This is a genomic window from Pseudomonas pseudonitroreducens, assembly GCF_021603645.1.
GTDB lineage: Bacteria > Pseudomonadota > Gammaproteobacteria > Pseudomonadales > Pseudomonadaceae > Pseudomonas > Pseudomonas pseudonitroreducens.
On sequence record NZ_BQHJ01000008.1, the window covers coordinates 156,089 to 177,680 of the forward strand.

At 65.5% G+C, this 21,592-nt stretch carries 24 protein-coding genes; 11 read left to right on the forward strand and 13 right to left on the reverse strand.

The window, feature by feature from the left end:
• The first annotated feature begins 16 nt into the window (after nt 1–16).
• The gene (locus L6D89_RS20215; RefSeq protein WP_236200943.1) at nt 17–910 is read left to right on the forward strand and encodes a LysR family transcriptional regulator; all 894 of its coding nucleotides are present in this window, start codon (nt 17–19) and stop codon (nt 908–910) included.
• A gap of 34 nt (nt 911–944) precedes the next feature.
• Here L6D89_RS20215 and L6D89_RS20220 read toward each other — a convergent pair whose 3' ends face one another.
• The 3 genes from L6D89_RS20220 to L6D89_RS20230 are packed head-to-tail and all read right to left on the reverse strand — an operon-like array spanning nt 945 to nt 3,376.
• Nucleotides 945–1,985 (reverse strand): NAD(P)-dependent alcohol dehydrogenase, encoded by a 1,041-nt coding sequence (locus tag L6D89_RS20220; protein ID WP_236200944.1) that lies wholly within the window; start codon nt 1,983–1,985, stop codon nt 945–947.
• A gap of 46 nt (nt 1,986–2,031) precedes the next feature.
• On the reverse strand, nt 2,032–3,036 hold the full coding sequence (locus tag L6D89_RS20225; RefSeq protein WP_236200945.1) for an aldo/keto reductase: 1,005 nt from the start codon (nt 3,034–3,036) through the stop codon (nt 2,032–2,034).
• A gap of 10 nt (nt 3,037–3,046) precedes the next feature.
• Complete coding sequence (locus L6D89_RS20230) at nt 3,047–3,376, reverse strand: carboxymuconolactone decarboxylase family protein (protein WP_236200946.1); 330 nt, start codon at nt 3,374–3,376, stop codon at nt 3,047–3,049.
• A gap of 258 nt (nt 3,377–3,634) precedes the next feature.
• Between L6D89_RS20230 and L6D89_RS20235 the strand changes: the two genes are divergently transcribed.
• The gene (locus L6D89_RS20235) at nt 3,635–4,618 is read left to right on the forward strand and encodes an aldo/keto reductase (protein WP_236200947.1); all 984 of its coding nucleotides are present in this window, start codon (nt 3,635–3,637) and stop codon (nt 4,616–4,618) included.
• 42 nt (nt 4,619–4,660) lie between these two features.
• Here the strand turns inward: L6D89_RS20235 and L6D89_RS20240 are convergent, their stop codons facing one another.
• Nucleotides 4,661–5,590 (reverse strand): carbon-nitrogen hydrolase family protein, encoded by a 930-nt coding sequence (locus tag L6D89_RS20240; protein WP_236200948.1) that lies wholly within the window; start codon nt 5,588–5,590, stop codon nt 4,661–4,663.
• A 28-nt stretch (nt 5,591–5,618) separates the two neighbouring features.
• Nucleotides 5,619–6,863 carry an MFS transporter gene (locus tag L6D89_RS20245; RefSeq protein WP_236200949.1) on the reverse strand — a complete coding sequence of 415 codons (1,245 nt, stop codon included), beginning with the start codon at nt 6,861–6,863 and terminating at the stop codon, nt 5,619–5,621.
• 158 nt (nt 6,864–7,021) lie between these two features.
• On the opposite strand from L6D89_RS20245, the gene L6D89_RS20250 reads away from it, so the two are divergent.
• Nucleotides 7,022–7,948: a LysR family transcriptional regulator gene (locus L6D89_RS20250; RefSeq protein WP_236200950.1), complete on the forward strand. Its 927-nt coding sequence runs from the start codon at nt 7,022–7,024 to the stop codon at nt 7,946–7,948.
• 284 nt (nt 7,949–8,232) lie between these two features.
• On the opposite strand, the gene L6D89_RS20255 is transcribed toward L6D89_RS20250, so the two are convergent.
• Nucleotides 8,233–8,472 carry a cytoplasmic protein gene (locus L6D89_RS20255; RefSeq protein ID WP_236174085.1) on the reverse strand — a complete coding sequence of 80 codons (240 nt, stop codon included), beginning with the start codon at nt 8,470–8,472 and terminating at the stop codon, nt 8,233–8,235.
• Nucleotides 8,473–8,607: 135 nt separating this feature from the next.
• Here L6D89_RS20255 and L6D89_RS20260 point away from each other — a divergent pair, with 135 nt between their 5' ends.
• The gene (locus L6D89_RS20260; RefSeq protein WP_236200951.1) at nt 8,608–9,306 is read left to right on the forward strand and encodes an MOSC domain-containing protein; all 699 of its coding nucleotides are present in this window, start codon (nt 8,608–8,610) and stop codon (nt 9,304–9,306) included.
• 1 nt (nt 9,307) lies between these two features.
• Here the strand turns inward: L6D89_RS20260 and L6D89_RS20265 are convergent, their stop codons facing one another.
• Complete coding sequence (locus tag L6D89_RS20265) at nt 9,308–10,258, reverse strand: DMT family transporter (protein WP_236200952.1); 951 nt, start codon at nt 10,256–10,258, stop codon at nt 9,308–9,310.
• Nucleotides 10,259–10,394: 136 nt separating this feature from the next.
• Here L6D89_RS20265 and L6D89_RS20270 point away from each other — a divergent pair, with 136 nt between their 5' ends.
• Nucleotides 10,395–11,309 (forward strand): LysR substrate-binding domain-containing protein, encoded by a 915-nt coding sequence (locus L6D89_RS20270; RefSeq protein WP_276574823.1) that lies wholly within the window; start codon nt 10,395–10,397, stop codon nt 11,307–11,309.
• Here the strand turns inward: L6D89_RS20270 and L6D89_RS20275 are convergent.
• From L6D89_RS20275 to L6D89_RS20290, 4 genes are all read right to left on the reverse strand, one after another.
• Nucleotides 11,280–11,771 (reverse strand): HIT family protein, encoded by a 492-nt coding sequence (locus tag L6D89_RS20275; RefSeq protein WP_236200954.1) that lies wholly within the window; start codon nt 11,769–11,771, stop codon nt 11,280–11,282. The two genes, L6D89_RS20270 and L6D89_RS20275, sit on opposite strands and share 30 nt — an antisense overlap.
• 47 nt (nt 11,772–11,818) lie before the next feature.
• Nucleotides 11,819–12,508 (reverse strand): class I SAM-dependent methyltransferase, encoded by a 690-nt coding sequence (locus L6D89_RS20280; protein ID WP_236200955.1) that lies wholly within the window; start codon nt 12,506–12,508, stop codon nt 11,819–11,821.
• Between the two features lie 16 nt (nt 12,509–12,524).
• Complete coding sequence (locus L6D89_RS20285; RefSeq protein ID WP_236174091.1) at nt 12,525–12,911, reverse strand: DUF1360 domain-containing protein; 387 nt, start codon at nt 12,909–12,911, stop codon at nt 12,525–12,527.
• Nucleotides 12,912–13,015: 104 nt separating this feature from the next.
• A complete protein-coding gene (locus L6D89_RS20290) occupies nt 13,016–13,447 on the reverse strand; it encodes an Rrf2 family transcriptional regulator (RefSeq protein ID WP_236200956.1) in 432 nt (143 codons plus the stop codon).
• 143 nt (nt 13,448–13,590) lie between these two features.
• On the opposite strand from L6D89_RS20290, the gene L6D89_RS20295 reads away from it, so the two are divergent.
• The 3 genes from L6D89_RS20295 (at nt 13,591) to L6D89_RS20305 (ending at nt 15,217) form a co-directional block, all read left to right on the forward strand.
• A complete protein-coding gene (locus L6D89_RS20295) occupies nt 13,591–14,094 on the forward strand; it encodes a GNAT family N-acetyltransferase (RefSeq protein ID WP_236174093.1) in 504 nt (167 codons plus the stop codon).
• Nucleotides 14,095–14,201: 107 nt separating this feature from the next.
• Entirely contained in the window at nt 14,202–14,645 is a 444-nt protein-coding gene (locus L6D89_RS20300) for a nuclear transport factor 2 family protein (RefSeq protein WP_236174094.1), read from the forward strand.
• 59 nt (nt 14,646–14,704) lie between these two features.
• Nucleotides 14,705–15,217 carry a thioredoxin family protein gene (locus tag L6D89_RS20305; RefSeq protein WP_236200957.1) on the forward strand — a complete coding sequence of 171 codons (513 nt, stop codon included), beginning with the start codon at nt 14,705–14,707 and terminating at the stop codon, nt 15,215–15,217.
• Nucleotides 15,218–15,528: 311 nt separating this feature from the next.
• On the opposite strand, the gene L6D89_RS20310 is transcribed toward L6D89_RS20305, so the two are convergent.
• The gene (locus tag L6D89_RS20310) at nt 15,529–17,934 is read right to left on the reverse strand and encodes a TonB-dependent siderophore receptor (protein ID WP_236200958.1); all 2,406 of its coding nucleotides are present in this window, start codon (nt 17,932–17,934) and stop codon (nt 15,529–15,531) included.
• Between the two features lie 311 nt (nt 17,935–18,245).
• Complete coding sequence (locus L6D89_RS20315) at nt 18,246–19,154, reverse strand: LysR family transcriptional regulator (protein ID WP_236200959.1); 909 nt, start codon at nt 19,152–19,154, stop codon at nt 18,246–18,248.
• Between the two features lie 132 nt (nt 19,155–19,286).
• Between L6D89_RS20315 and L6D89_RS20320 the strand changes: the two genes are divergently transcribed.
• From L6D89_RS20320 to L6D89_RS20330, 3 genes are all read left to right on the forward strand, one after another.
• Nucleotides 19,287–20,021 (forward strand): SDR family NAD(P)-dependent oxidoreductase, encoded by a 735-nt coding sequence (locus L6D89_RS20320; protein ID WP_236174098.1) that lies wholly within the window; start codon nt 19,287–19,289, stop codon nt 20,019–20,021.
• 30 nt (nt 20,022–20,051) lie between these two features.
• Nucleotides 20,052–20,267 (forward strand): tautomerase family protein, encoded by a 216-nt coding sequence (locus L6D89_RS20325; protein ID WP_045207268.1) that lies wholly within the window; start codon nt 20,052–20,054, stop codon nt 20,265–20,267.
• A 110-nt stretch (nt 20,268–20,377) separates the two neighbouring features.
• Nucleotides 20,378–21,571: an MFS transporter gene (locus L6D89_RS20330; protein ID WP_236200960.1), complete on the forward strand. Its 1,194-nt coding sequence runs from the start codon at nt 20,378–20,380 to the stop codon at nt 21,569–21,571.
• The last annotated feature ends 21 nt before the right edge of the window (nt 21,572–21,592 follow it).

Here is a 21,592-nt window from a genome sequence, read left to right on the forward strand (position 1 = left end):
ATGCAGCGGAGCCGAAATGCCAAGGGAAAACTTCAACGACCTGATCGCCTTCGTTACCGTGGCGCGCGAGGGCAGCTTCACCAAGGCGGCGGCGCAACTGGGCGTCTCCCAGTCGGCGCTGAGCCACACCATCCGCGCCCTGGAAAGCCGCCTGGGCCTGCGCCTGCTCAGCCGCACGACCCGCAGCGTCTCCCCCACCGAGGCCGGCGAGCGCCTGATGCAGACCCTGGCGCCGCGCTTCGAGGAAATCGAGGCGAAGCTGGCGGCCCTCAGCGACTTCCGCGACAAGCCGGTCGGCACCCTGCGCATCACCGCCGCCGAACACGCCGCCAGTACTGTGCTCTGGCCGAAGCTGGCGCAAGTGCTGCCGGAGTATCCGGACATCAAGGTCGAAGTCAGCATCGACTACGGCCTTACCGACATCGCTGCCGAACGCTTTGACGCCGGTGTGCGCCTGGGCGATCAGGTGGCCAAGGACATGATTGCCGTACGCATCGCCCCGGACCTGCGCATGGCAGTGGTGGCGAGCCCCGACTATCTCGCGCGCAAGGGCCAACCCGGCGATGTGCCGGCACTGGCCGGCCACGACTGCCTGAACCTGCGCCTGCCGACCTACGGCGGGCTGATGGCCTGGGAGTTCAGCAAGGACGGTCACGAGGTGAAGGCCCGCGTCGAGGGGCAACTGACCTTCAACAGCAGCCCGCACATTCTGCGTGCCGCGCTGGATGGCTTCGGGCTCGCCTACCTGCCCGACGACATGGTCAGCGAACACGTCGCTGCCGGGCGCCTGGCGAAGGTGCTGGAAGACTGGTGCCCGACCTTCCCCGGCTATCACCTCTACTACCCGAGCCGACGGCAGAAGTCCCGGGCCTTCTCGGTGCTGGTCGACGCGCTGCGCCACCAGCCGTGAAAGCCGGGCGCAGAGTGCGCCCGGCATACACCACTCAGAGAGTGGCCAGGTCGATGACGAAGCGGTAACGCACGTCGGAGTGTTCCATGCGCTCGAAGGCATGGTTGATCTCGTCCATGCGGATCATCTCGCACTCCGGCAGGATGCCCTTCCTGCCACAGAAATCGAGCATCTCCTGGGTCTCGGCGATGCCGCCGATAGGCGAGCCGGCAATGCGCCGGCGGCCCAGCAGCAGCGGCACGGTGCTGATCTCGTCCACCGGGCCGACCTGCCCCACCAGCACCAGGGTGCCGTCCACGTCGAGCAGCGGCAGGTAGGGCTTGAGGTCATGCTTCACCGGCACGGTATCGATGATCAGGTCGAAGCTGTTGGCCGCAGCTTTCATCGCCTGCGCATCGGCAGACACCAGCAACGTATCGGCGCCCAGCTCCAGCGCATCGTTGCGCTTGTCCGCGGTGCGACTCACGACGGTCACGCTGGCGCCCAGGCCAACCGCCAGCTTCACCGCCATGTGCCCCAGCCCGCCGAGACCGACCACGCCCACGCGGCTGCCCGGCCCGACGTTCCAGGTGCGCAGCGGCGAGTAGGTGGTGATGCCGGCACACAGCAGCGGCGCCGCCTTGCTCAGGTCCAGGCCATCCGGCACCCGCAGGACGAACTCTTCGCGCACTACCAGGTGCTTGGAATAGCCGCCCTGGGTCGCTTCGCGGGTCACGCGGTCACGGTCGTTGTAGGTCTGGGTATTGCCTTCACGGCACAGCTGCTCCTCACCCTTGCGGCACTGGTCGCATACCTGGCAGGAATCCACCATGCAGCCCACCGCCACGGCGTCGCCGACCTGGTAGCGGGTCACCTTCGGCCCGACGGCGGTGACCCGACCGACGATCTCGTGTCCCGGCACCATCGGATAGCGGCTGAAGCCCCAGTCATTACGGGCCTGGTGCAGGTCGGAGTGGCAGACGCCGCAGTAGAGGACGTCCATCGCCACATCGTTGTCGCGCAGCGAACGGCGTTCGAAGGTAAAGGGCGCAAGCCCGTCCTGCGGGTTCTGCGCGGCGTATCCAAGGGTCTTCATCGCTATGGCTCCTGACGCTTCGAATGGATCGATTGAAAGAGTCGGTTCAACGGGCCGGGCGGCCTTCAACGGGATAGGCAGGATCGCTGTAGCCGGGCGTGGAGGCGTGGCCGGGCGGCACCAGGCTGTCCACCAGCGCTTCGTCCTCGGCGGTCAGTTGCAGGTCCAGCGCCGGCAGGTAGCCGTCCCAGTGCTCCTCGGTACGCGGCCCGGCGATGAGCGAGCTGACCAAGGGGTTGTGCAGCACCCAGGCCAGGGCGAAAGCGGCCGGCGTCGTGCCACGAGCGGCGGCATGCTCGGCGATGCGCTGGGCGATCTGCAGTGATTCGGGGCGCCACTCGGTCTGCTGGATGCGTTTGTCGCCCCGGCCAACACGCGAATCCGCCGGTGGTTCGGCGCCGGGCCGGTACTTGCCGGTGAGCACGCCACGGGCCAGGGGACTGTAGGGCACCACGCCAATGCCGTAATGGCCGGCGACCGGCAGTTGCTCGACCTCCGCGGTGCGGTCCACCAGGTTGTACAGCGGCTCGCTGCAGATCGGCCGGTCCATGCCCAGCTGGTCGGCCAGGCGCACCACCTCGGCGATGCGCCAGCCGCGGAAATTGGACAGGCCGTAGTAGCGCACCTTGCCCTGGCGGATCAGCTCGCCCACGGCGCGCAGGCCCTCCTCCAGCGGCGCATCGACGTCGGTGCGATGGAAATAGAGGATGTCCAGGTAGTCGCTGCCCAGACGCCGCAGGCTGTCCTCCACCGCCTGGTAGATCCACTTGCGCGACTGGCCGCGGTTATTCGGGCCATCACCCAGGGCATTGCCGAACTTGCTGGCGATCACCCAGTCGTCGCGGCGGGCGGCTACCGCGCGGCCGACTACCTCCTCGGAGCGGCCCTTGTGGTAGACATCGGCGGTGTCGATGAAGTTGACGCCCTGCTCGAAGGCCTTGTCGATGATGCGCCGCGAGGTCGGCTCGTCGGTCTCGCCGCCGAACATCATCGCCCCCAGGCACAGGGGCGAAACTTTCAGGGCGCTGCGTCCCAGGTAACGGTATTCCATGAAATGCTCCTCAGGCGCCATCGCGCTCGGCGAACACGCGACGGGCAACGCCCAGCGCGGTGGAGGCTGTGGGCCAGCCGGAATAGAAAGCCAGGTGGGTGATGGCCTCGATCAGTTCCTCCCGGGTCAGGCCGTTGTCCAACGCCTTGCCCAGGTGGAAGTACAACTCGTTGGCCTGGTAGCGCGCCACCAGGCTGGCCACGGTGACCAGGCTGCGGTCACGCGGCGAGAGACCGGGGCGCTCCCAGACATCACCGAACAGCACCTGATCGGTGTAGTCGGCCAGTGCCGGGGCGATATCGCCGAAAGCCTTGTGGGCCGTGGAGACTGGTTCGCTCATGGTGTTCTCCGCTTGGCGGGTTGACGGAAGGCCCATGCTAGACCGTGCCGGACCTGCAATTAAGAGGCAAAACGCGTTTGCACCTATGAGGCAAGCTCATGAATCGCAGGCGATGATCCATGAACCAGACTCATAGGCGAATGCGCCATTACCTGACTAATCACGGCGAAAGTCCTTGAGTAAAGTCCGTTCCAGACGTTTCGCCGGGCAATCCTGCCCTTCCCGCTTCAGGACTGACTTTCGATTGGAGAGACCTCGATGGACAAGCGCACACTGGGCCGCAGCGGCCTGCAGGTATCGGCACTGGGCCTGGGCTGCATGGGCCTGAGCTACGGCTATGGCCCGGCGGTTGACCGCTACGATGGCATCCGTTTGTTACGGACCGCCTTCGACAGCGGCGTGACCTTCTTCGACACCGCCGAGGCCTACGGTCCCTTCGTCAACGAAGAGCTGCTGGGCGAGGCCCTGGCGCCGGTCCGTGACGAGGTGGTGATCGCCACCAAGTTCGGTTTCAGCAGCGGTGACGTCGGCCTGGGCCTCGACAGCCGCCCGGAGAACATCCGTGCCGTGGCGGAGGCGTCGCTCAAGCGCCTGAAGACCGACCGTATCGACCTGTTCTACCAGCACCGCGTCGACCCGAGCGTGCCCATGGAAGACGTCGCCGGCACCGTCGGCGAACTGATCCGCGAGGGCAAGGTCAAGCACTTCGGCCTCTCCGAAGCCGGCCCGGAATCCATCCGCCGGGCCCACGCGGTGCAGCCGGTGGCGGCGCTGCAGAGCGAGTATTCACTGTGGTGGCGCGAACCGGAGAAGGAAATCCTTCCGCTACTGGCCGAACTGGGCATTGGCTTCGTGCCCTTCAGCCCGCTGGGCAAGGGCTTCCTCACCGGCGCCATCGACGAGCGCACGCAGTTCTCGGCCAACGATTTCCGCAACATCGTCCCGCGCTTCTCGGAAGAGAACCGCAAGGCCAATGCCGGGCTGATCGAAGTGCTCGGCCGCCTCGCCGAGAGCAAGGGCGCGACCCGCGCGCAGATTGCCATTGCCTGGCTGTTGGCCCAGCAACCCTGGATCGTGCCGATTCCCGGCACCACCAAGCTGCAGCGTCTGCAGGAAAACCTCGGCGCGGCAACGCTGGCGCTGGACTCCACCGACCTTGCTGCCATCGAAGCCGCGCTGCGACAGATCGAGATCGTCGGCGAGCGCTATCCGGCACACCTGCAGCAACGGGTCGGTCGCTGAGGCAGAGAAAGCCCGGTGCCAGGTGGCACCGGGCATCGGCGGTCAACGTTCGAAAGTGACCGGGCGCAAGGGCGCGGTATTCACCTTCAGCTCGAACACGTCCGGCCGCGCGTAGTGGCCACAGGCGTCGAAGTCGAGATTGCCTTGTGCCAACTGGCCCATGTCGAGGTCTGCATAGAGCTCGGTTTCGCAGTCGAACACCGGCCCGGCCAGCACCTCGCCCAGCGGGCTGACGATCATGCTGCCGCCACGCATCACGTAGTCGTCGTCCTTGAAGTCCAGGCCGAAGGCCTCGCGGTGCTGCTGCGGATACTCGCCGAGGCGGATGGCCTGGCACGCCGAGAGCACGAATACCCGGCCTTCCAGCGCGATGTGCTGCATGGAGCTGGCCCAGGACGGCCGATCATCGGCGGTCGGTGCGCAATACAGCTCCACGCCCTGGGCGTACATGGCCTGGCGCAGCGCCGGCATGTAGTTCTCCCAGCAGATCACACTGCCCAGCACGCCGATCTCGCTGTTCACCGGCTCGATCGTCGAACCGTCGCCGAAGCCCCAGACCAGCCGCTCCTGGCCGGTCGGCATGAGCTTGCGGTGGTAGCCGGCGATACCGCGGCCCGGCACCAGGGTGACGGCGGTGCAATACAGGGTGCGGCCGAAGCGCTCGATGATGCCGACCACGCTGATCACACCGGTCTGTTCGACATGTTCGGCCAATGCCGCCAGTTCGGGGCCGTCGAGCGCCACGGCGCCTTCGACGTAGCGCTGGTACAACTCGCGCCCGGCGCCGCTGCGGTTGCCGATCACGCTGCCGAAGCTGGCGCCCTTGGGGTAGCCGCCGATGAAGGCTTCGGGAAACACCGCCAGCTTCGCGCCCTGCTCCGCCACGCGGCGCAGGATGCCGCCGGCCTTCTCGACGCTGGCCATGGGTTCGTAGGGAACGGCGGCGGCCTGGATGATTGCTACACGGGTCATGGGGACTCCTGACTGCTGGTGAAATGAACTAGAAACGGCTGATGTCGTTGTCGCGGGTTTCCGGCAGGGTCTTCCACAGCACCACCAGGCACACCAGGGAAACCACTGCGAGATAGGCCGCGGGCAGATTCGCGTCGCCGGTCTGGCGGATCAGCGCGGCAGCGATGAAGGGGCCGGGGCCGGCGAGAATCGCCAGCGCCAGGTTGTGCCCCAGTGCAGCACCGGTGGAGCGGATCGAAGCCGGGAAGACTTCCACCAGCAGCACCACGTCCATCACCGCGGTGATCGCCACCAGTACGCCCATAACCGTCAGGCCGACGAGGATCGCCAGCGAGTTGCCGGTGTTGAGCAGCAGGAAGATCGGATAGGCAAGCACCGTCAGCGCGGCAGCCGCACCGAGCAGCAGCTTGCGTCGGCCGATGCTGTCGCTGAGGCGGCCGATCATCGGGTTGACGATGACGTAGACCACCAGCGCGATGCTGCACAGCCACAGCGCACTGCTGCGCGGCAGACCGACGGTGCTGACCAGATGGTTGTTGGCGTAGGTGATGAAGTAGTACAGCGAGACGCCGAACAGCGCGGAGAAAGCGAAGGTGGTGATGAAGGCGCGGCGGCGCACGGCCTTGCTCGGTGCCTTGGCCTGGTGCGAATCACGCTGGCGCACCATCTCCTCGTAGACCGGCGTATCGCCCAGCTTGCGGCGGATGAACACGGCGATACCGGTCATCACGATGGACGCCACGAACGGCAGGCGCCAACCCCAGGCGGCCAGTTGCGCATCATCCAGCGCCGAGGAAATACTCGCCGCGGTGAAGGTGCCGAACAGGAAGGCCAGCCCGGCCATGCCGGTGATCACACTGGCGGCGGTGGCGCGGCGGTTCGACGGCGCGCTCTCGACGATGTATATGCCGGCGCTGGACCACTCGCCGCCGACCATCATGCCCTGGATGAAGCGCATGGCGATCAGCAGGATCGGCGCGGCGATGCCGATTGCCTCATAGGAGGGCAGCAAGCCGATGATGGTGGTGCACACGCCCATGCCGAAGACGGTGATGATCAGCACCGCGCGGCGGCCGAAGCGGTCCCCCACGGGGCCGAGGATCAGCGCGCCGAAGGGCCGCGAGAGGAAGCCGACGGCGAACACCGCCAGCGACGACAGCAGCGACACGCCCGGCGCGCTGGAGGGGAAGAACAGCATGCCGATCACGGCGGCGAAGTAGCCGTAGATGGCGAAGTCGAACCACTCCATGAAGTTGCCGATGCCGACCGCCATGGCCCGCTTGCGGATGTCCGACTGGCCACCCCTGGTATGGATACTGCTAGCACCCAAGCTTTGCGAAATCGCGTCCACAGGACTCTCCATCCCTTGTTATGTTTGTGTGGACGCCAGACTAGGAAGCCCCACGACCGCAGGGCAAACGATTAGGAAATATGAGCCGGATTAACGTACGTAATATCGCGCGGATCGACCTGAACCTGCTGCTGACCTTCCACTGCCTGATGACCGAGCGCAGCGCCACTCGCGCCTCGGCCATGCTGCACGTGACCCAGGGCGCGGTGAGCTCGGCCCTGCGCCGGCTGCGCGAGCACTTCGGCGATGAGCTGTTCATCCGCACGGCCTCCGGCATGCAGCCCACGCGCAAGGCGATGGAGCTGGCACCGAAGATCGCCGAGGCTTTGACGTCGATTTCCGGGGTGCTGGGCGCCGAGCCGGAATTCTCGCCGCGCGACTCCAGCTACGTGTTCAATATCGGCCTGTCCGACGACATCGAGGCCTACCTCGCGCCACGCATCATCAATGCCGCCGCCGCGGAAGGCCTGGGCGTCAGCTTCGCCTTCCACCAGAGCAACAGCTCGCTGTGGAAGCAGTCCCTGCAGGACCCGGACATGGACCTGGTGATCTGCAGCGAGCCCAAGGATTTCAACACCAGCTACTCGTCCCAGGTGCTGTTCTCCTCGTCCTACTCCTGCCTGTTCCGCCCCCGTGGCCGCACGACGCACGAGCCGATTGGCCTGGAGGAGTACTTCGCCGCGAATCACGTGCGGGTGTCCTACGACGGCCGGCGCGGCTTCATCGACGACATGTTCGAGGCGGCAGGCTACGCCCGGCGCGTGACCGCCTCCTTCACGCACTTCAGCGGCGCGCTGACGACGCTGATGAGCAGCGAGGTGATCGCCACCATCCCCAGCTTCGCCGCCGAGAGCTACGCGGCCATGACCGACCTCAGCGTCAGCCCGGTACCTTTCCCGGTGCCCTCGTTCCGCTGCTTCATGCTCTGGGACATCGCCCGGCACAACAAACCGCACCACGACTGGCTGCGCCAGTTCATCGGCGAGCTGGCACAGAAGCTCGGCTGAGCGACCGGCTCTGCCGGGCTCTTGATCTCGTAGGAGCGAGCTTGCTCGCGAACCGCCTGACGCCCGAATCGCCGAAAACTCCGTTCGCGAGCAAGCTCGCTCCTACAGCATTTGTAGGATGGGTGGAGCGCAGCGATACCCATGCTGTGCGGTGCGCGCACGTTGATGGGTATCGCTGCGCTCCACCCATCCTACGTTGTGCCCGGCCCCTGACAGGAGGTCCGCCGTTGTAGAACGGATAACCCGTTCCAGGTTATCCGTACTAAGGCGAGGGCAATTCCCCGTCAGAGGCTTTCCAGCGGCATCGGCCGATACAGCGGCTCGCTGGCCAGCACCTTGATGCCCGACGGCGAGCTTTCCAGCAGGCGGCGTTCGCTGTCGGCCACCAGCAGTTCCAGGCCATAACCCAGCTCGCCCAGACAACTGGCAATGCTGCTCACGGCCTCCTTCGCCCACGGCAGGTCGGAATCGAAATGGCCGAGCAACTGGCCGTGGCGCTGAATGATCAGACGGTACTTCTGCATGGAAATCTCTCGACGAAGAATCGGACTGGAATGGATCTTGGTATCGAATCGAAACCTTGACAGAGCCTACCGTCCTGACAGATTTTGTCCAGGTAGTTTTTGGTCGATACCATTTCCGCAGCCGAGAATCCCGCCATGAGCCTGTCCGCCGTTTCCCTCGATGCCCTTCTCACCGGCCACGCCGTGCCCTTCACCCGGCCCGGCTCGCGCAGCGCCATCGCCAAACAGCCGCGCCACACCAATCTGGCGGTGACCGCGCGGGGACTGGAAACCGACGAGCAAGGCGACCTTCGCGTTCACGGCGGTATCGATAAAGCCATCCACCACTACCCGCGCGAGCATTACGCGGACTGGGTAGCGGAATTGGGCGAGCATCCGCTGCTGAGCCAGCCCGGCGCCTTCGGCGAGAACTTCAGCACGACCGGCTGGACGGAAGCGGACCTTTGCCTGGGCGACCGCATCCTCGCCGGCACGGCGTTGCTGGAGGTATCCCAGGGGCGCATGCCCTGCTGGAAGCTGAATGACCGCTTCGACGTGGCGCAGATGGCCCTGCGGGTGCAGGAGTCGGGGCGCACCGGCTGGTACTACCGGGTGCTGGAGGAAGGCACGGTGGCCGCTGGAGCGCTGCTGGAACTGGTCGAGCGTCCGCATCCCGAGTGGTCGCTGCAACGACTCTGCGCCGTACTGTTCGACAAGCGTGTGGACGCCGACATCCTGCGCCAGTGCCTGCAGCTGCCGCTACCGTCGAACTGGCACCGCACGTTGTCGCGGCGCCTCGAAAATGGCGCGGTGGAAGACTGGAGCCCGCGCCTGGAAGGCGCGCCGAAAGCCTGAATCAGGACTCCACGGCGCGGGCCGGAACCTGCGCGGGCGCGCGGTGCAGACCGATGGCCCAGAGCACGCCAACGGTGAGCAGAACAATTGCCAGCGCCTCCACCGGACCGGGCAAGCGCTGCTCGTTGATGTAGGCATAGGCGCAGGCGAACAGCGTCTCGAAGACGATCAACTGGCCACCCAGGCTCATCGGCAGGCGTCGCGTCGCAGCGTTCCACAAGCCGTTGGCGACCCACGAGCCGAAGATGGCGAGGAACAGCGAGACCCACAGGAACACCATCCAGCGCTCCGTGGAAATACCCGTGGGCACTGCCTGCGGCGCAATCAGCACGCCCACCCCCGCCAGCACCACGGCCATCACGCCCGTCACCACGCCGATCAGCGTCGACCACTGGTGGCTGTTGAAGTGGCTGGCCTTCAGGTAGCGCGCGTTGGCGCTGGCGTACCACGACCAGCAGGCCACGCCACAGAAACCGCAGACGATGCCGAGAATGCGTTCGCCCGGCGTGCTGCCGGCGGCCATCAGCGCCGAGGGGTCGAGGTTGATGCAGAGGATGCCCAGCGCCACCAGGGCCAGCGGCAGCTTCATCCGCGACAGCGGCAGCGAATCGTGCTCCGAACGGCTCTGGTAGGCGATCGCCAGCGGCATGATGCCGTTGATCAGCGAGGCCGCCGCCACGCCGGCGAATTGCACCGCCGCCGAGAGCAGCGCGAAGTACAGCAGGTTGCCAGCCAGGGACAGGCGCACCAGCATCGAAAGGTCGTCACGGCTGACCCGGCGCAGCAGGCCGAGGGCCACCGGCAAGGCGATCAGCAACGAGATGGCGCCATACAGCGCGAAACGCACGGAGCTGATCAACAGCGGGTTGAACTCCGGCACCAGCGACGGCGCCAGGATCACCCCGCCCCAGATTGCCCCAGCCATGCCTGCATAGACCACCCCACGTTTCATTTCCAACAACCTCGATACTTCGGTGAATGCCCATAAAGAGCCGTCACGGTAGCGGTTGTGATAGGTTCTGACCAAGGATAAATCCGCACCGAGGCATTCCCTTGAGGAATGCCTGGAGCTCTACCGGAGAACCGCCATCAGCCGTTACCTGCGCACCCTGCCGCCCCTGGAAACCCTCATCACCTTCGAGGCCGTGGGCCGCTGCGGCAGCTTCACCCAGGCCGCCACCGAGCTGTTCCTCACGCAGAGCGCGGTGAGCAAGCAGATGCGCGCGCTGGAGGACAGCCTCCAGGTGCCGCTGTTCGAGCGCAAACCGCGCGGCGTCACCCTTACTGCAGCCGGCGCGGAGCTGCTGAACACCGTGGACATGTTGCTGGAGCGCCTGCAACACAGCGTGCGGCGCATCCGCAACGTGCACCAGAGCAACGCCGTGTCGGTACTGGCGACCCACGCGATGGCGCAGTTCTGGCTGTTCCCCAGGCTGATCGAGTTCAACAAGGCGCATCCCGGCATTGCCGTGCATGTGCACGCGATCAACGAGATGGACGAAGCCAGCCTGGTGGATTTCGACCTCGGCATCCTCTACGGCGCGGGCGACTGGACCACGCTGAACAGCCGCTTCGTGCTGCCGGAGGTGGTCTACCCCGTCGCCCGCCCGGACTTCGATGCCTCGCGCATCACCAGCCTCGAGCAGCTCGCCGCCGCGCCGCTGGTGCAACTGGATACCTCGGCCTGGAGCTGCCTGGACTGGCACGACTGGTTCGGCCACTTCGGCAAGGATTACCAGCCGGCGGAGAGCGACCCGGTGTTCAACCAGCTCACCCTCGCCTACCGCGCCGTGCAGCAGGGCATGGGCATCGGCCTGGCCTGGGGCTTCATGGCCGACGAAGCGGTGGCCAGCGGCGAGATGCAACGGGTGACCGACCTGGCCATGGTCACCGCGCGCGGTGAGTACCTGGTGTCGCTGCGCCATCGCGAGCTGTCGCCGGCAGCCCGGCTGTTCCACGACTGGTTGCTGGCATCACTGGGGCTGGTTGAAGCGCCTGCGTAGCAACCCGATCACCTGCTCGCGCGACGGCCCCTGCACCGCTGGCGGCACGGGCGCTTCGCCGAATTCGCGCCAGACGAACAGGGTCAGTTCGGCGCCGTCGGTCTGGGTGGCGGCATCCTCGATATGGGCGAACCGGCTCAACGTGCGATAGCGCTCATCGGCCCAGAACAACTCCTCCACCCAGTCGTACACCGGGATGAAATGGAAGTGGATCGGCAAGCCTGGCGAGTGGCCGAAGCGGCCGATGTACAGCCATTTGGGTTGCAGCGTCTGTTCGAGGATACGCTGCACCTTCGCCATCAGCCCGCCCATTTCCGCCAGCGCGGCTTCCGGCAGCTCGGCCAGGGAGCCCACCGGCTGCTGCGAACCGAGCATCAGGTAGCCCGGCAAGGCGGAAGCCAGATGGTGATTGAGCAGCCAGTGCTCGGTCTGGTGGATGACGTGGGTGGCGGGTATCTGCATCGACTGACGTCCGGCGAAACGGGACGCCAATCTAGCAGATGGAGGACTCAGGCGAGCGCGACCCAGCCGCGGAAGGCGAAGCCGACGTAGAAGGCCTCGATGCGGCTGAAGCCGGCTTCCCAGAGCAGCGCTTCGTCCTGCTCGGGAGTGAGGATGTTCAGGTGCGCGTCCACGGCGCTGCGAGCCTGCTGGGCGTTGGCCGGTTCCATCCCCGAGCTGACGGCGAAATCGGCATAGCGCGACAGCCAGCGCGCCCGCTCGCCAGCACCCTGTGGCACACAGAGGTGCGCCGTGACGAGCGCCGCCCCGGGCTTGAGCCGGGCGTGAATTTCGCGCAGCACGCGCAGGCGTTCCGCCTCGGGCAGAAAGTGCAGGGTCAGCAGGCAGGCACCGCCGTCGAACGGGCCCGCGGGCGCGTCGTCGATATAGCCCTGCAGCAGGTCGGCGCGCCGGGCATTCGCCCCGAGCATCTGCGCCGCCACCGCGAGCATTTCGGCGGAGGGGTCGACGCCGGTAAAGCGCCAGGCTGGCTGGGCCTCGGCAAAAGCCTTGAGCTCCATGCCACCGCCGGCGCCGAGCACCAGCAGGTGACCATCGCGCGGCGCATTTTCCGCCAGCAGGATGGCCGCCATGCGATGCAGGTCGAACAGCCCGGGGACGAAGCGTGGCGGGTTTTCCGCATAGCGCGCGGCGGCTTCGGGGTCGTGGAATGGAGCCATCAGTTCGGAGGGAGTCATGCAGAGTCCTTTCTGGTCAGTCGGCGGCGAACAGCTTCTTCAATTCCCGCTCGCTCACAGCCTTGGCCATGGCCGTGAGAAACACCTTGAACAATAGCCCGCAGAACATCGCGGTGAGGGCAACGGTGAAGAAGGTCGCCACCAGCCAGTCGACTGGCGCCCAGCCGCTGGCGATCACTACCGGACGGTAGACCAGGGTGCCGGCGATCACCACCCAGTGGCTGAAGCAGTAGAAGCACTGGAACAGGTGGCCGACCTGCGGGTGCACCTTCCAGGCCAGGGCCCGCAGCGGAGCGAAGAGTTCGGTCTGGGTAACGGTCATGGACAGTGCCGACGCGGCGATGGCCAGGGCCAGGCAGGTCCACAGCGCACCGGCCAGCGGTGAGTTCAGGAGATCGATCATGGGAGGGTTCCTGGTGGGTGTCGAATCTTTCGTTACTTTTAAAGTAACTTGATTATCCACACAGGGTCAACGCCGATCAGCGGACGGTGCTCATCGACCCGGGGTCAGCGGTCTGTGGGGTACAGCGCGGTGAAGCGCTCGGCGAGATCGGCCAGGGAAACCGCGCCCAGGCGTTCCAGAAGGATCGTGGTGGCCTGCTGCATGGCGTCCTGCAGCGCAGCGTTGACCACCTTTTCCACCAGGCAATCGGGGTGCACATTGTCGAAGCCCATGGCGAACAACCGCTCGCTGCCCACCGCGCGGTAGACATCCAGCAGCGTGACCTGGGCGAGGTCGCAGTCTAGCGTCCAGCCGCCGCCATGGCCCTTCTCCGAGCGCACGTAGCCCGCTTCGCGCAGGCCGCCCATGGTCCGCCGCACCACGGCCGGGTTGGTGCCGAGCATCTGGGCGATGCGCTCGGAGGTCACGGGCTGGTCGTCGCGGGCCATGTGCAGCAGCACGTGGAGCATGCGCGAGAGGCGGCTGTCGGTTCGCACGGCGGGGTCTCGAAGGGAAATGCGCCTGCATCATCGCACCCTGCCACCGCGCGGTTCAAACCCGCCTGCCACTGGAATTGCCACGGGAATGGGCGACAATGGCGGTCACCCACCCTCTCCGCCGCGCCGCGAGCCTCCCGACCATGAATGATCTTTCCATCCAGCTGGTGCAGACCGGTCCTGAACACCAGGACCTGATCCGCAACCTCTACCAGTACTACGCCTACGAGTCGTCGGACTGGGAAGACGAGGACGTGGAGGTCGATGGCCGTTTCTACGTGCACGAGGAGCATCTCGCGCGCTACTGGAGCGAACCGGAGTGGAGCGCCAACCTGATCCTCGCCGACGGCTTCATTGCCGGCTTCCTGCTGGTGGAAGGCAGTGAGCTGCCGGGCATCGACGCGCTGGAGCTGTCGGACCTGTTCGTGCTGAAGAAGTATCGCCGCCTGGGTATCGGCCGCGCCCTGGCCAACCAGGTACTGCTGGGCAATCCCGGCCCCTGGCTGGTGCGTTTCTACGCCCAGGACGAGGTGGCGGCGGCCTTCTGGAAAGCCGTGTTCGCCGACCTGCCGCGCCCGGTACAGAGCATAGAGCCGGGGGACGACCCACAATTGGTGAGCTACCTGATCAGCCCGGTCGCCCACTGAAGGCCTGTTCTTCAGGATCAGTCTTCTGTCATTTCCGATCATTGAGCGACCCGCCGGCCCGGCCGTATCGTCCTGAGCGAACAACAAGAAGCTCAGGAGCTACTCCCGTGACCGCACTGAACCTGCACCCCAAGGCCGCCGCTTCGCTGGCCAGCTGGCACCAGATGGTGGCTGCCAAGAACCTCTCCAACCTGCCGCAACTGCTGGCGCCCAACGCGCTGTTCCGCTCGCCCATGGCGCACACGCCCTACCCCGGCGCACCCGTGGTCTCGACCATCCTCAACACCGTGCTGCAGGTGTTCGAGAACTTCACCTACCACCGCGAACTGGCCACCGGTGACGGCCTGAACGTCGTGCTGGAGTTCAGCGCCACGGTCAGCGGCAAGGAACTCAAGGGCATCGACATGATCCGCTTCGACGAAGACGGCAAGATCATCGAGTTCGAGGTGATGGTCCGCCCACTCAGCGGCCTGCAGGCACTGGGCGAGGAAATGGGTCGCCGCCTGGCGCCCTACCTGGCGGCAGCCAAGGCGCAGGCCGCCAAGAGCTGATTGCCCGACCGGGGGATTTCTGCTGGGATGAGCCATCACCCGCATCAAGGAAATCCCCCATGGCCTCCTATGAGGAACTGTTCTCCATCGGCGAAAGCTTCGATGCCTTCGTCGCCCACGGCCTGCCCGACGAGATCGCCGGCGTGCGCAAGGTCCGCCAGCAACTGGCCGAGCCCGGCACGATCGGTGCCGATACCCTGCGCCGCATCCAGGCCATCCAGGGTCGCTACCGCCTGCTGATCGCCGGCGAGATGTGGTGCCCGGATTGCCAGATCAACGTCACCGTGATGGACCACCTGCAGCGCCTGCAGCCACGCGTGGAACTGGCCGTGATCAGCAAGGGCCGCGCCGAGGATGACCTGCGCGAGCGCATGGCGCTGGAGCGTATCCTGATTCCCGTCGTCCTGGTGCTGGATAGCGATTTCCAGCCGGTGGGACAATTCATCGAACGGCCGCAGGAGGTGGTGGCCGGCGGTGATGCGCTGAAGCCGGCCTACCGCGCGGGTGAATATCTGGAGAGCACGCTGACGGACCTGCTGGAGCTGTTCGAAAAAGCCGAAGGCCGCGCCTGAGCGAGCCTTGGGCATACGTAGGGCGCATAACCTGGGACAGGTTATCCGTCGGCACTTCGCGGCGGATAACGCTGGCGCGTTATGCGCCCTACAACCCTGAAGCCGCCAGCCCGCCTTGAAATAAACATGGAAATGCCATTGTAGGATGGGTGGAGCGAAGCGATACCCATCAACGGAGTTGCCGGTAAATCGATGGGTATCGCTTCGCTCCACCCATCCTACGAAAACAGTGAAGACCTGTGACCTCGCTGTGAAATCGAAGGCAAGAAAAAGCCCCGCGATGCGGGGCTTTTTCGTTCAGGCCAGGCGGCTCACATCGAGTACTTCACCGTGAACATCAGGTTGCGTGGCTCACCGTAGTTCAGGTTGCCGAAGCTGATGCCGCTGTAATAGTACTTGTCGAAGATGTTGTTGAAGTTCACCCGGGTGTCGATGTTCTCGTTGACCTTGTAGCCGAGCATGGCGTTGGTCACCGTGTAGCCGCCCTGCTGGAAGCCGGTGGTGGTGTCCTCGGTCTGGCTCTGGGTCACCAGGTTGCCGCCGACGCGCCATTGGTGCAGCTCGCCCGGCAGGGTGTAGCTGGTGGCGAGCTTGAACAGGTGGCGTGGCTTGCTCGGGTCGAATTGCTTGCCGACGTTATCCTCGTTGCTGTCGTGCTTGTACTTGGCGTCGACGTAGGTGTAGCCGGCCATGGCCTGCCAGTTCTCGGTGATCGCGCCGCTGACTTCCATGTCCACGCCCTGGCTGCGCACCTTGCCCGAGGCGCGCGAGCAGTAGATCGAGGTTGGCGAGCTGGGGCACGGCGAGGGGCCGCTGGTGTCGTCGGTGGCGCGGTTTTCCTGGTCGATCTGGAAGATCGCCAGCTGGGTGTTCAGCGCACCGCCGAAGTGCTCACCCTTGAGGCCGATCTCGTAGTTCTTGCCGGTGATCGGGTCAAGCAGGCTGCCACTGGAATCGAAGCTGCTCTGCGGCTTGAAGATGTCGGTGTAGCTGGCATAGACCGAGTACACATCGTTCAGGTCGTAGACCACACCGGCATAGCGGGTGACGTTGCGGGTGACCTTCTGGGTGCCGGTATCGTTGTGCGGGTCGGCCTCGTACCAGTCCAGGCGCCCGCCGAGAATGACCTTGAGCGGGTCGGCGAGGTTCAGGCGGGTGGTGACATAGGCGCCCTTCTGCTCCTGGTCGAGCTTCATGTTCCAGAGATTCATGTCGATGGTCGGCTTCTGCACCGAACCCGGGTCCCACTTCGTCGGGTCGAACGGGGTCACCGGCGAGCCATCGTTGTAGCTCAGGTCGCCCCAGCCGCCGTGGCCGTCGAAGCGTTCTTCGCGGTAGCTGCCGCCGAACACCAGTTCGTGCTCGCGGCCGAAGGCCTGGAACGGGCCGTTGGCGAAGGCGTCGTAGCTCTGGTGGTCGTCGGTGTAGGCGTACTTGCCCGGCCCCATGGTCATGCTCGGGCAGCCTTCGGTGTAGTAGCAGCTGTTGTACAGGCCGAGCATGTCGATGCGCGCCCACAGCTTGTCGGCGGCCACCTTCATCTGCCAGCCGTTGTCGAAGCGGTGCACCACGTCACCGAACAGGTGGGTGGTGGTGGTATCCCAGTAGGACCAGTCGGCGCCGTAATAATCGGAGCGCTTGAGGTCCAGGTGGCGACCGCCCAGCGGTGCCGGCAGGCCCACCCAGTTGTCGTTCTTGTTGTCGTTCTGGTAGGACGCACCCAGGGTCAGGGTGGTGTCCGGGTTCAGGTCGGCTTCGGTGATGCCATAGAGCACGCCGCGTTCACCGCTGACCACGTCCTGGAAGCTGTCGCGGGTCTCGTAGGCGGCCACCGCGCGGCCGCGCAGGGTGCCTTCGCTGTTCAGCGGGCCGGAGACGTCGACCTGGCTGCGGTAGCGGTCCCAGGTGCCGGCGCTGCCTTCCAGGCTCATGTGGAAGTCCTGGGTCGGGCGCTTGCGCACCATGTTCACCGCGGCGGCCGGGTTGCCGGCGCCCTGCATCAGGCCGGTGGCGCCGCGCACCACTTCGACGCGGTCGAACATCGCCAGGTCCGCCGCTGAAATCACGTCCTGGGTGTAGGTGGAAATGCTGGTGGCGAGGCCGTCGTACATGATGTTGTCGACGTCGAATCCGCGCGCGGCGTAGCTCACCCGCGCCGGCCCGTACTGCTGCACGGTCATGCCGGTGACGCCGCGGATCGCGTCGTCGAGGTCCTGCATGTTCTGGTCTTCCATCTGCTGGCGGGTGACCACGCTGACCGACTGCGGCGTCTCGCGGACGGTCATGTTCAGCTTGGTGGAAGTCTGCATCACACCGGTGGTGTAGGAACCGGTGCCTTCGGTGGTACCCGGCGCCACGCTGGCGGCGCCGACGATTTCGGTGGCGCCCAGATCGACGCTGTCATTGCCTGCTACACCGCTGCGCACGGTACCGCCAACCTGCGCGCTGTTGCCGTCGACCGTGCCCTGCAGGCCGCTGTCCGCCAGCAGACGGTCGAGTGCCTGGCTCGGCTCCATGTTGCCCTTGAGTGCCGGCGCGCCAACCTTGGCGATCTGGGCACGATCATAGGAAATCCGCATTCCACTTGCGGACTGCAATTGCTCCAGGGAAGCGGCCAGGGGCTGCTTGGGCAGGTCGATGGCCACGGGGGCGGCGACCGCGGAGAGAGCAAAGCTGGAGAGACCGAGCAGGAGCGCTCCCGACGCTACGTCTTTCATCTGCTGAAGGATCCTTGGTGCGAGGTTTTGCGCTCTGGCGGCGCAATGACTCGGGTTGGCGAATGCCAGCGTGGTGGTACGCCGGCGAGGGAGCCAAAGTGTATGCAGATGTAAATTCTTTGTAAATGCGAATTGTTTGTATCTTAAATCGTATCGATAGCCCCTGATCTTCGCCTTGTCCGACGCTGCACCATCATGCAAAAACGCTGCGGCTGGGCACGGTGTGGGAGCGGACTCTTTCCGCGATGAGTTTGCCCAGCTCCACGCGATATCGGAGGATGTGATGAATCGATCGCGGACAAAGTCCGCTCCTACGCGCGGGCCTGAAGCATGAACTCGATGAACGCCCGCACCCGCGACGGCACATGGCGCGCGTGGGGGTAGATCAGCAGGAATGGCCGTGTCGTCTGGCCGTAGTCCTTCAGCACTTCCACCAGCTCGCCGCGCTCAAGCTCCTCCTGCACAGTGAAGCGATAGGCCTGCATCAACCCTCCCCCGCACTTGGCCAGGGTGGCGGTGGCCAGGTAATCCTCCAGCACCGTGAGGCTGCCGGATGTCTCGATCTCGACAGGCTTGCCGTCGACCCGGAATGACCAGGGCACGCGCCGCCCGGTACTGGGCAACTCGAACTGGATGCACTCGTGATGAACCAGGTCCGCCGGCGTCTGCGGCGTACCGGCGCGTGCTAGGTACCCGGGCGTGGCGACAATCACGTTCTCCGCGTCTTCCAGACGCCGCGCCACCAGGCTGGAGTCCGCCGGGTCGCGGCCACGGATGGCCAGGTCATAGCCCTCGTTGGCAAAGTCGATGTTGCGGTTGCTGACCTGCACATCCACCAGCACCTGCGGGAAGCGCCGGCGGAACTCGGGCAGCAACGGAAACAACCGATAGTGCGCATAGGGCGTGGGCACGCTGATGCGCAAGCGCCCGGAAACGATGCTCTGACCGCCGCTGACAGCGCGCTCGGCATCCACCAGCTGAGTCAGCGCCTGGCGGCATTGCTCGAAGTAGTTGCGGCCGTCATCGGTCAGGCGCATCTGCCGCGTGGTGCGCACGAACAGCCGAACGCCCAGGCGTTGCTCCAGCCGCGCCACCGAGCGGCTGACCGCCGCCGGGGTGATGCCGGCCTGGTTGGCAGCGGCGGTGAAGCTGCCGGTTTCCGCGGCGAGGCAGAACAGTTCGATGCTGCCCAGTTGCAGGTCGTCGAAGTGGCGAGTCATGGCTCCGCTCGATTGATTACATGGCGTATCAATTCAAATGCCATGGGCCTCATTTTTCAAGCAGCGAATGCCGCCTAGATTGGCCTCCAAGACGCGGGCACACCGCCCCGCTCCTCTCTCGGAGAATCCACCATGAGCAAGACCGTCATCGTCACCGGCGCTTCCAGCGGCCTAGGCTTCGCCATCGCCAGCGCCTACCTGGAACGCGGCTACAACGTGGTCGGTAACGCCCGTACCCAGGCGCGCCTGGAGGAAGCCGCAGCCAAGCTGGGCAACCCGCACAACTTCCTCGCCGTGGCCGGCGACATCGCCCAGGCGGATACCGCCAGCCGCCTGTTTGCCCAGGCCATCGAGGCCTTCGGCCAGGTGGATATCCTGATCAACAATGCCGGCATCTTCACTCCCAAGCCGGTCATCGATTACACCGAGGAAGAGGTCAACGCCATCGTCGGCACCAACCTGCTGGGCTTCTTCTACCCGTCCCAGGCGGCCGCACGGCATATGTCAGCCAAGGGTTCCGGGCACATCGTCACCATCACCGCGTCCATCGCGATGCAGCCCAATGTGAAAGTCCCGGCCTTGCTGCCGGTATTGATCAAGGGCGGCCTGAACAGCGCGGTGCGCGGGCTGGCCCTGGAGCTGGCGGCTTCCCACGTGCAGGTCAATGCCGTGGCGCCGGGGATCATCGAAACCCCGCTGCACGCCGATGACGAAGGCGTGCGTGCCTTCCTCCGTGGTCTGTCGCCCAGTGGCAAGATCGGCAGTCCGCAGGATATCGTCGACGCCGTGCTCTACCTGACCGACTCGACCTTCGTCAGCGGAACCATCCTCAACGTCGACGGTGGCGCCACCACCGGCGTCTGGTAAGGCCCCATCGCACAACAACGGAGAAGCGAAATGCCCTATGTGAACATCCAGGTCACCGATGAAGGCGTCACCGCCGACGAGCGCCGCCAGCTCATCGAAGGCGTTACCGAACTGCTCGAGCGCGTACTGCGCAAGCCGCCGTCCACCACCTACGTGGTGATCCAGGAAATCGCCACCGACAGCTGGGGCGTGGGCGGCAAGACCGTCGCCGAGCTGAAGGCACAAGGCAAGCACGGCAGCAGCTGACCCGGCGGGCACGCCGGGGGCCCGCCAGGGCTTCCGGCGCTTGCCATGCACCAAGCTGGTGCTGCTAGGATCGGGAGCCCACCCGCTCCCTCCGACAGCCGAGGCATGGAATGCTCGCCGCGCTCAAGCGTTATCCGCTACAGGTCAACCTGCTGCTCAGCGGCACCTTCCTGCTGACCATGGGCCGGGCGATCACCCTGCCCTACCTGGTGATCTACCTCTCGACCACGTTCGACCTTCCCGTCAGCCGCATCGGCCTGATCATGGGCGGCGCCCTGTTCGGCGGCTCATTGCTCAGCCTCTACGGCGGCTTCCTGATCGACCGCCTGCCCGGCTTCCGCCTGATCCTCGGTTTCGGCAGCTGCTTCGTCGCGGCCTTCGCCGGCATGCTGCTGACCAGCCAGCTGTGGCTGTTCTTCCTGTTCCTGCTGGGCTTCAACTTCGCCTATTCGGTCACCGACGTGGTGGTGAAGACCATCTTCGGCCGCCTGTTGCCCGCCGCCGAGCAGGGCCGCGCATTTTCCATCCGCTACACGCTGATCAACCTCGCCTACGCCATCGGCCCCTTCATCGGCGCCGCCCTGGCGCAGTGGCACACGCATGTTCCCTTCATGCTGTCCGCAGCCCTGGGAGGCCTGTTCCTGCTGGCCTTCCTGCGCTATGGCGACCGTGACATGCGCCCGGCAGAAGGCGTGGCGCCGCCCTCGTTCATCGCCGTCATGGGCGTGCTGGCCAAGGACCACCGGCTGATGTATTTCACCATCGGCGGCGTGCTCACCGCCGTGGTGTTCGGTCAGTTTTCCGCTTACCTCTCGCAATACCTGGTGGCCACCGGCACGGCGGAATACGCCTACCGGGTGATCCAGACGCTGCTCGGAGTCAACGCGGTAACGGTGATCGCCCTGCAGTACCTGCTGGGCAAGCGCATCGGCAACCAGCACCTGCAACGCTGGCTGATCGTCGGCCTCGGCCTGTTCGTGCTGGGCATCGTCGGCTTCGGCCTGTCCCACAGCCTCTGGCACTGGGGACTGGCCATGGTGGTGTTCACCCTGGGCGAGATCATCGTGATCCCCGCCGAGTACATGTTCATCGACCGCATCGCCCCGCCACACCTGCTCGGCGTTTACTACGGCACGCAGAACCTGGCCAACCTCGGCGGCGCCTTCGGGCCGATCCTGGTGGGTTGCTTCCTGACGCTGTTCGCGCCGCACTGGGTGTTCGTCATGCTCGCTGCCTTCATCGTCGGCGGCGGCGTGTTCTACGTGATCGGCTCCAACCTGAGCCAGCGCGCCACCGGGGCTTGACCTCAAGTCCGGTTGAACCCG

What these genes read in the sequence shown, in the direction of transcription:
- L6D89_RS20220 (WP_236200944.1), bottom strand. Translation starts at nt 1,985, where the DNA reads ATGAAGACCCTTGGATACGCCGCGCAGAACCCGCAGGACGGGCTTGCG.
- L6D89_RS20260 (WP_236200951.1), top strand. Translation starts at nt 8,608, where the DNA reads ATGAGCCTGTCCGCCGTTTCCCTCGATGCCCTTCTCACCGGCCACGCC.
- L6D89_RS20285 (WP_236174091.1), bottom strand. Translation starts at nt 12,911, where the DNA reads ATGATCGATCTCCTGAACTCACCGCTGGCCGGTGCGCTGTGGACCTGC.
- L6D89_RS20215 (WP_236200943.1), top strand. Translation starts at nt 17, where the DNA reads ATGCCAAGGGAAAACTTCAACGACCTGATCGCCTTCGTTACCGTGGCG.
- L6D89_RS20255 (WP_236174085.1), bottom strand. Translation starts at nt 8,472, where the DNA reads ATGCAGAAGTACCGTCTGATCATTCAGCGCCACGGCCAGTTGCTCGGC.
- L6D89_RS20305 (WP_236200957.1), top strand. Translation starts at nt 14,705, where the DNA reads ATGGCCTCCTATGAGGAACTGTTCTCCATCGGCGAAAGCTTCGATGCC.
- L6D89_RS20315 (WP_236200959.1), bottom strand. Translation starts at nt 19,154, where the DNA reads ATGACTCGCCACTTCGACGACCTGCAACTGGGCAGCATCGAACTGTTC.
- L6D89_RS20265 (WP_236200952.1), bottom strand. Translation starts at nt 10,258, where the DNA reads ATGAAACGTGGGGTGGTCTATGCAGGCATGGCTGGGGCAATCTGGGGC.
- L6D89_RS20275 (WP_236200954.1), bottom strand. Translation starts at nt 11,771, where the DNA reads ATGCAGATACCCGCCACCCACGTCATCCACCAGACCGAGCACTGGCTG.
- L6D89_RS20245 (WP_236200949.1), bottom strand. Translation starts at nt 6,863, where the DNA reads ATGGCGGTCGGCATCGGCAACTTCATGGAGTGGTTCGACTTCGCCATC.
- L6D89_RS20280 (WP_236200955.1), bottom strand. Translation starts at nt 12,508, where the DNA reads ATGACTCCCTCCGAACTGATGGCTCCATTCCACGACCCCGAAGCCGCC.
- L6D89_RS20320 (WP_236174098.1), top strand. Translation starts at nt 19,287, where the DNA reads ATGAGCAAGACCGTCATCGTCACCGGCGCTTCCAGCGGCCTAGGCTTC.
- L6D89_RS20250 (WP_236200950.1), top strand. Translation starts at nt 7,022, where the DNA reads ATGAGCCGGATTAACGTACGTAATATCGCGCGGATCGACCTGAACCTG.
- L6D89_RS20225 (WP_236200945.1), bottom strand. Translation starts at nt 3,036, where the DNA reads ATGGAATACCGTTACCTGGGACGCAGCGCCCTGAAAGTTTCGCCCCTG.
- L6D89_RS20230 (WP_236200946.1), bottom strand. Translation starts at nt 3,376, where the DNA reads ATGAGCGAACCAGTCTCCACGGCCCACAAGGCTTTCGGCGATATCGCC.
- L6D89_RS20295 (WP_236174093.1), top strand. Translation starts at nt 13,591, where the DNA reads ATGAATGATCTTTCCATCCAGCTGGTGCAGACCGGTCCTGAACACCAG.
- L6D89_RS20325 (WP_045207268.1), top strand. Translation starts at nt 20,052, where the DNA reads ATGCCCTATGTGAACATCCAGGTCACCGATGAAGGCGTCACCGCCGAC.
- L6D89_RS20310 (WP_236200958.1), bottom strand. Translation starts at nt 17,934, where the DNA reads ATGAAAGACGTAGCGTCGGGAGCGCTCCTGCTCGGTCTCTCCAGCTTT.
- L6D89_RS20235 (WP_236200947.1), top strand. Translation starts at nt 3,635, where the DNA reads ATGGACAAGCGCACACTGGGCCGCAGCGGCCTGCAGGTATCGGCACTG.
- L6D89_RS20330 (WP_236200960.1), top strand. Translation starts at nt 20,378, where the DNA reads ATGCTCGCCGCGCTCAAGCGTTATCCGCTACAGGTCAACCTGCTGCTC.
- L6D89_RS20240 (WP_236200948.1), bottom strand. Translation starts at nt 5,590, where the DNA reads ATGACCCGTGTAGCAATCATCCAGGCCGCCGCCGTTCCCTACGAACCC.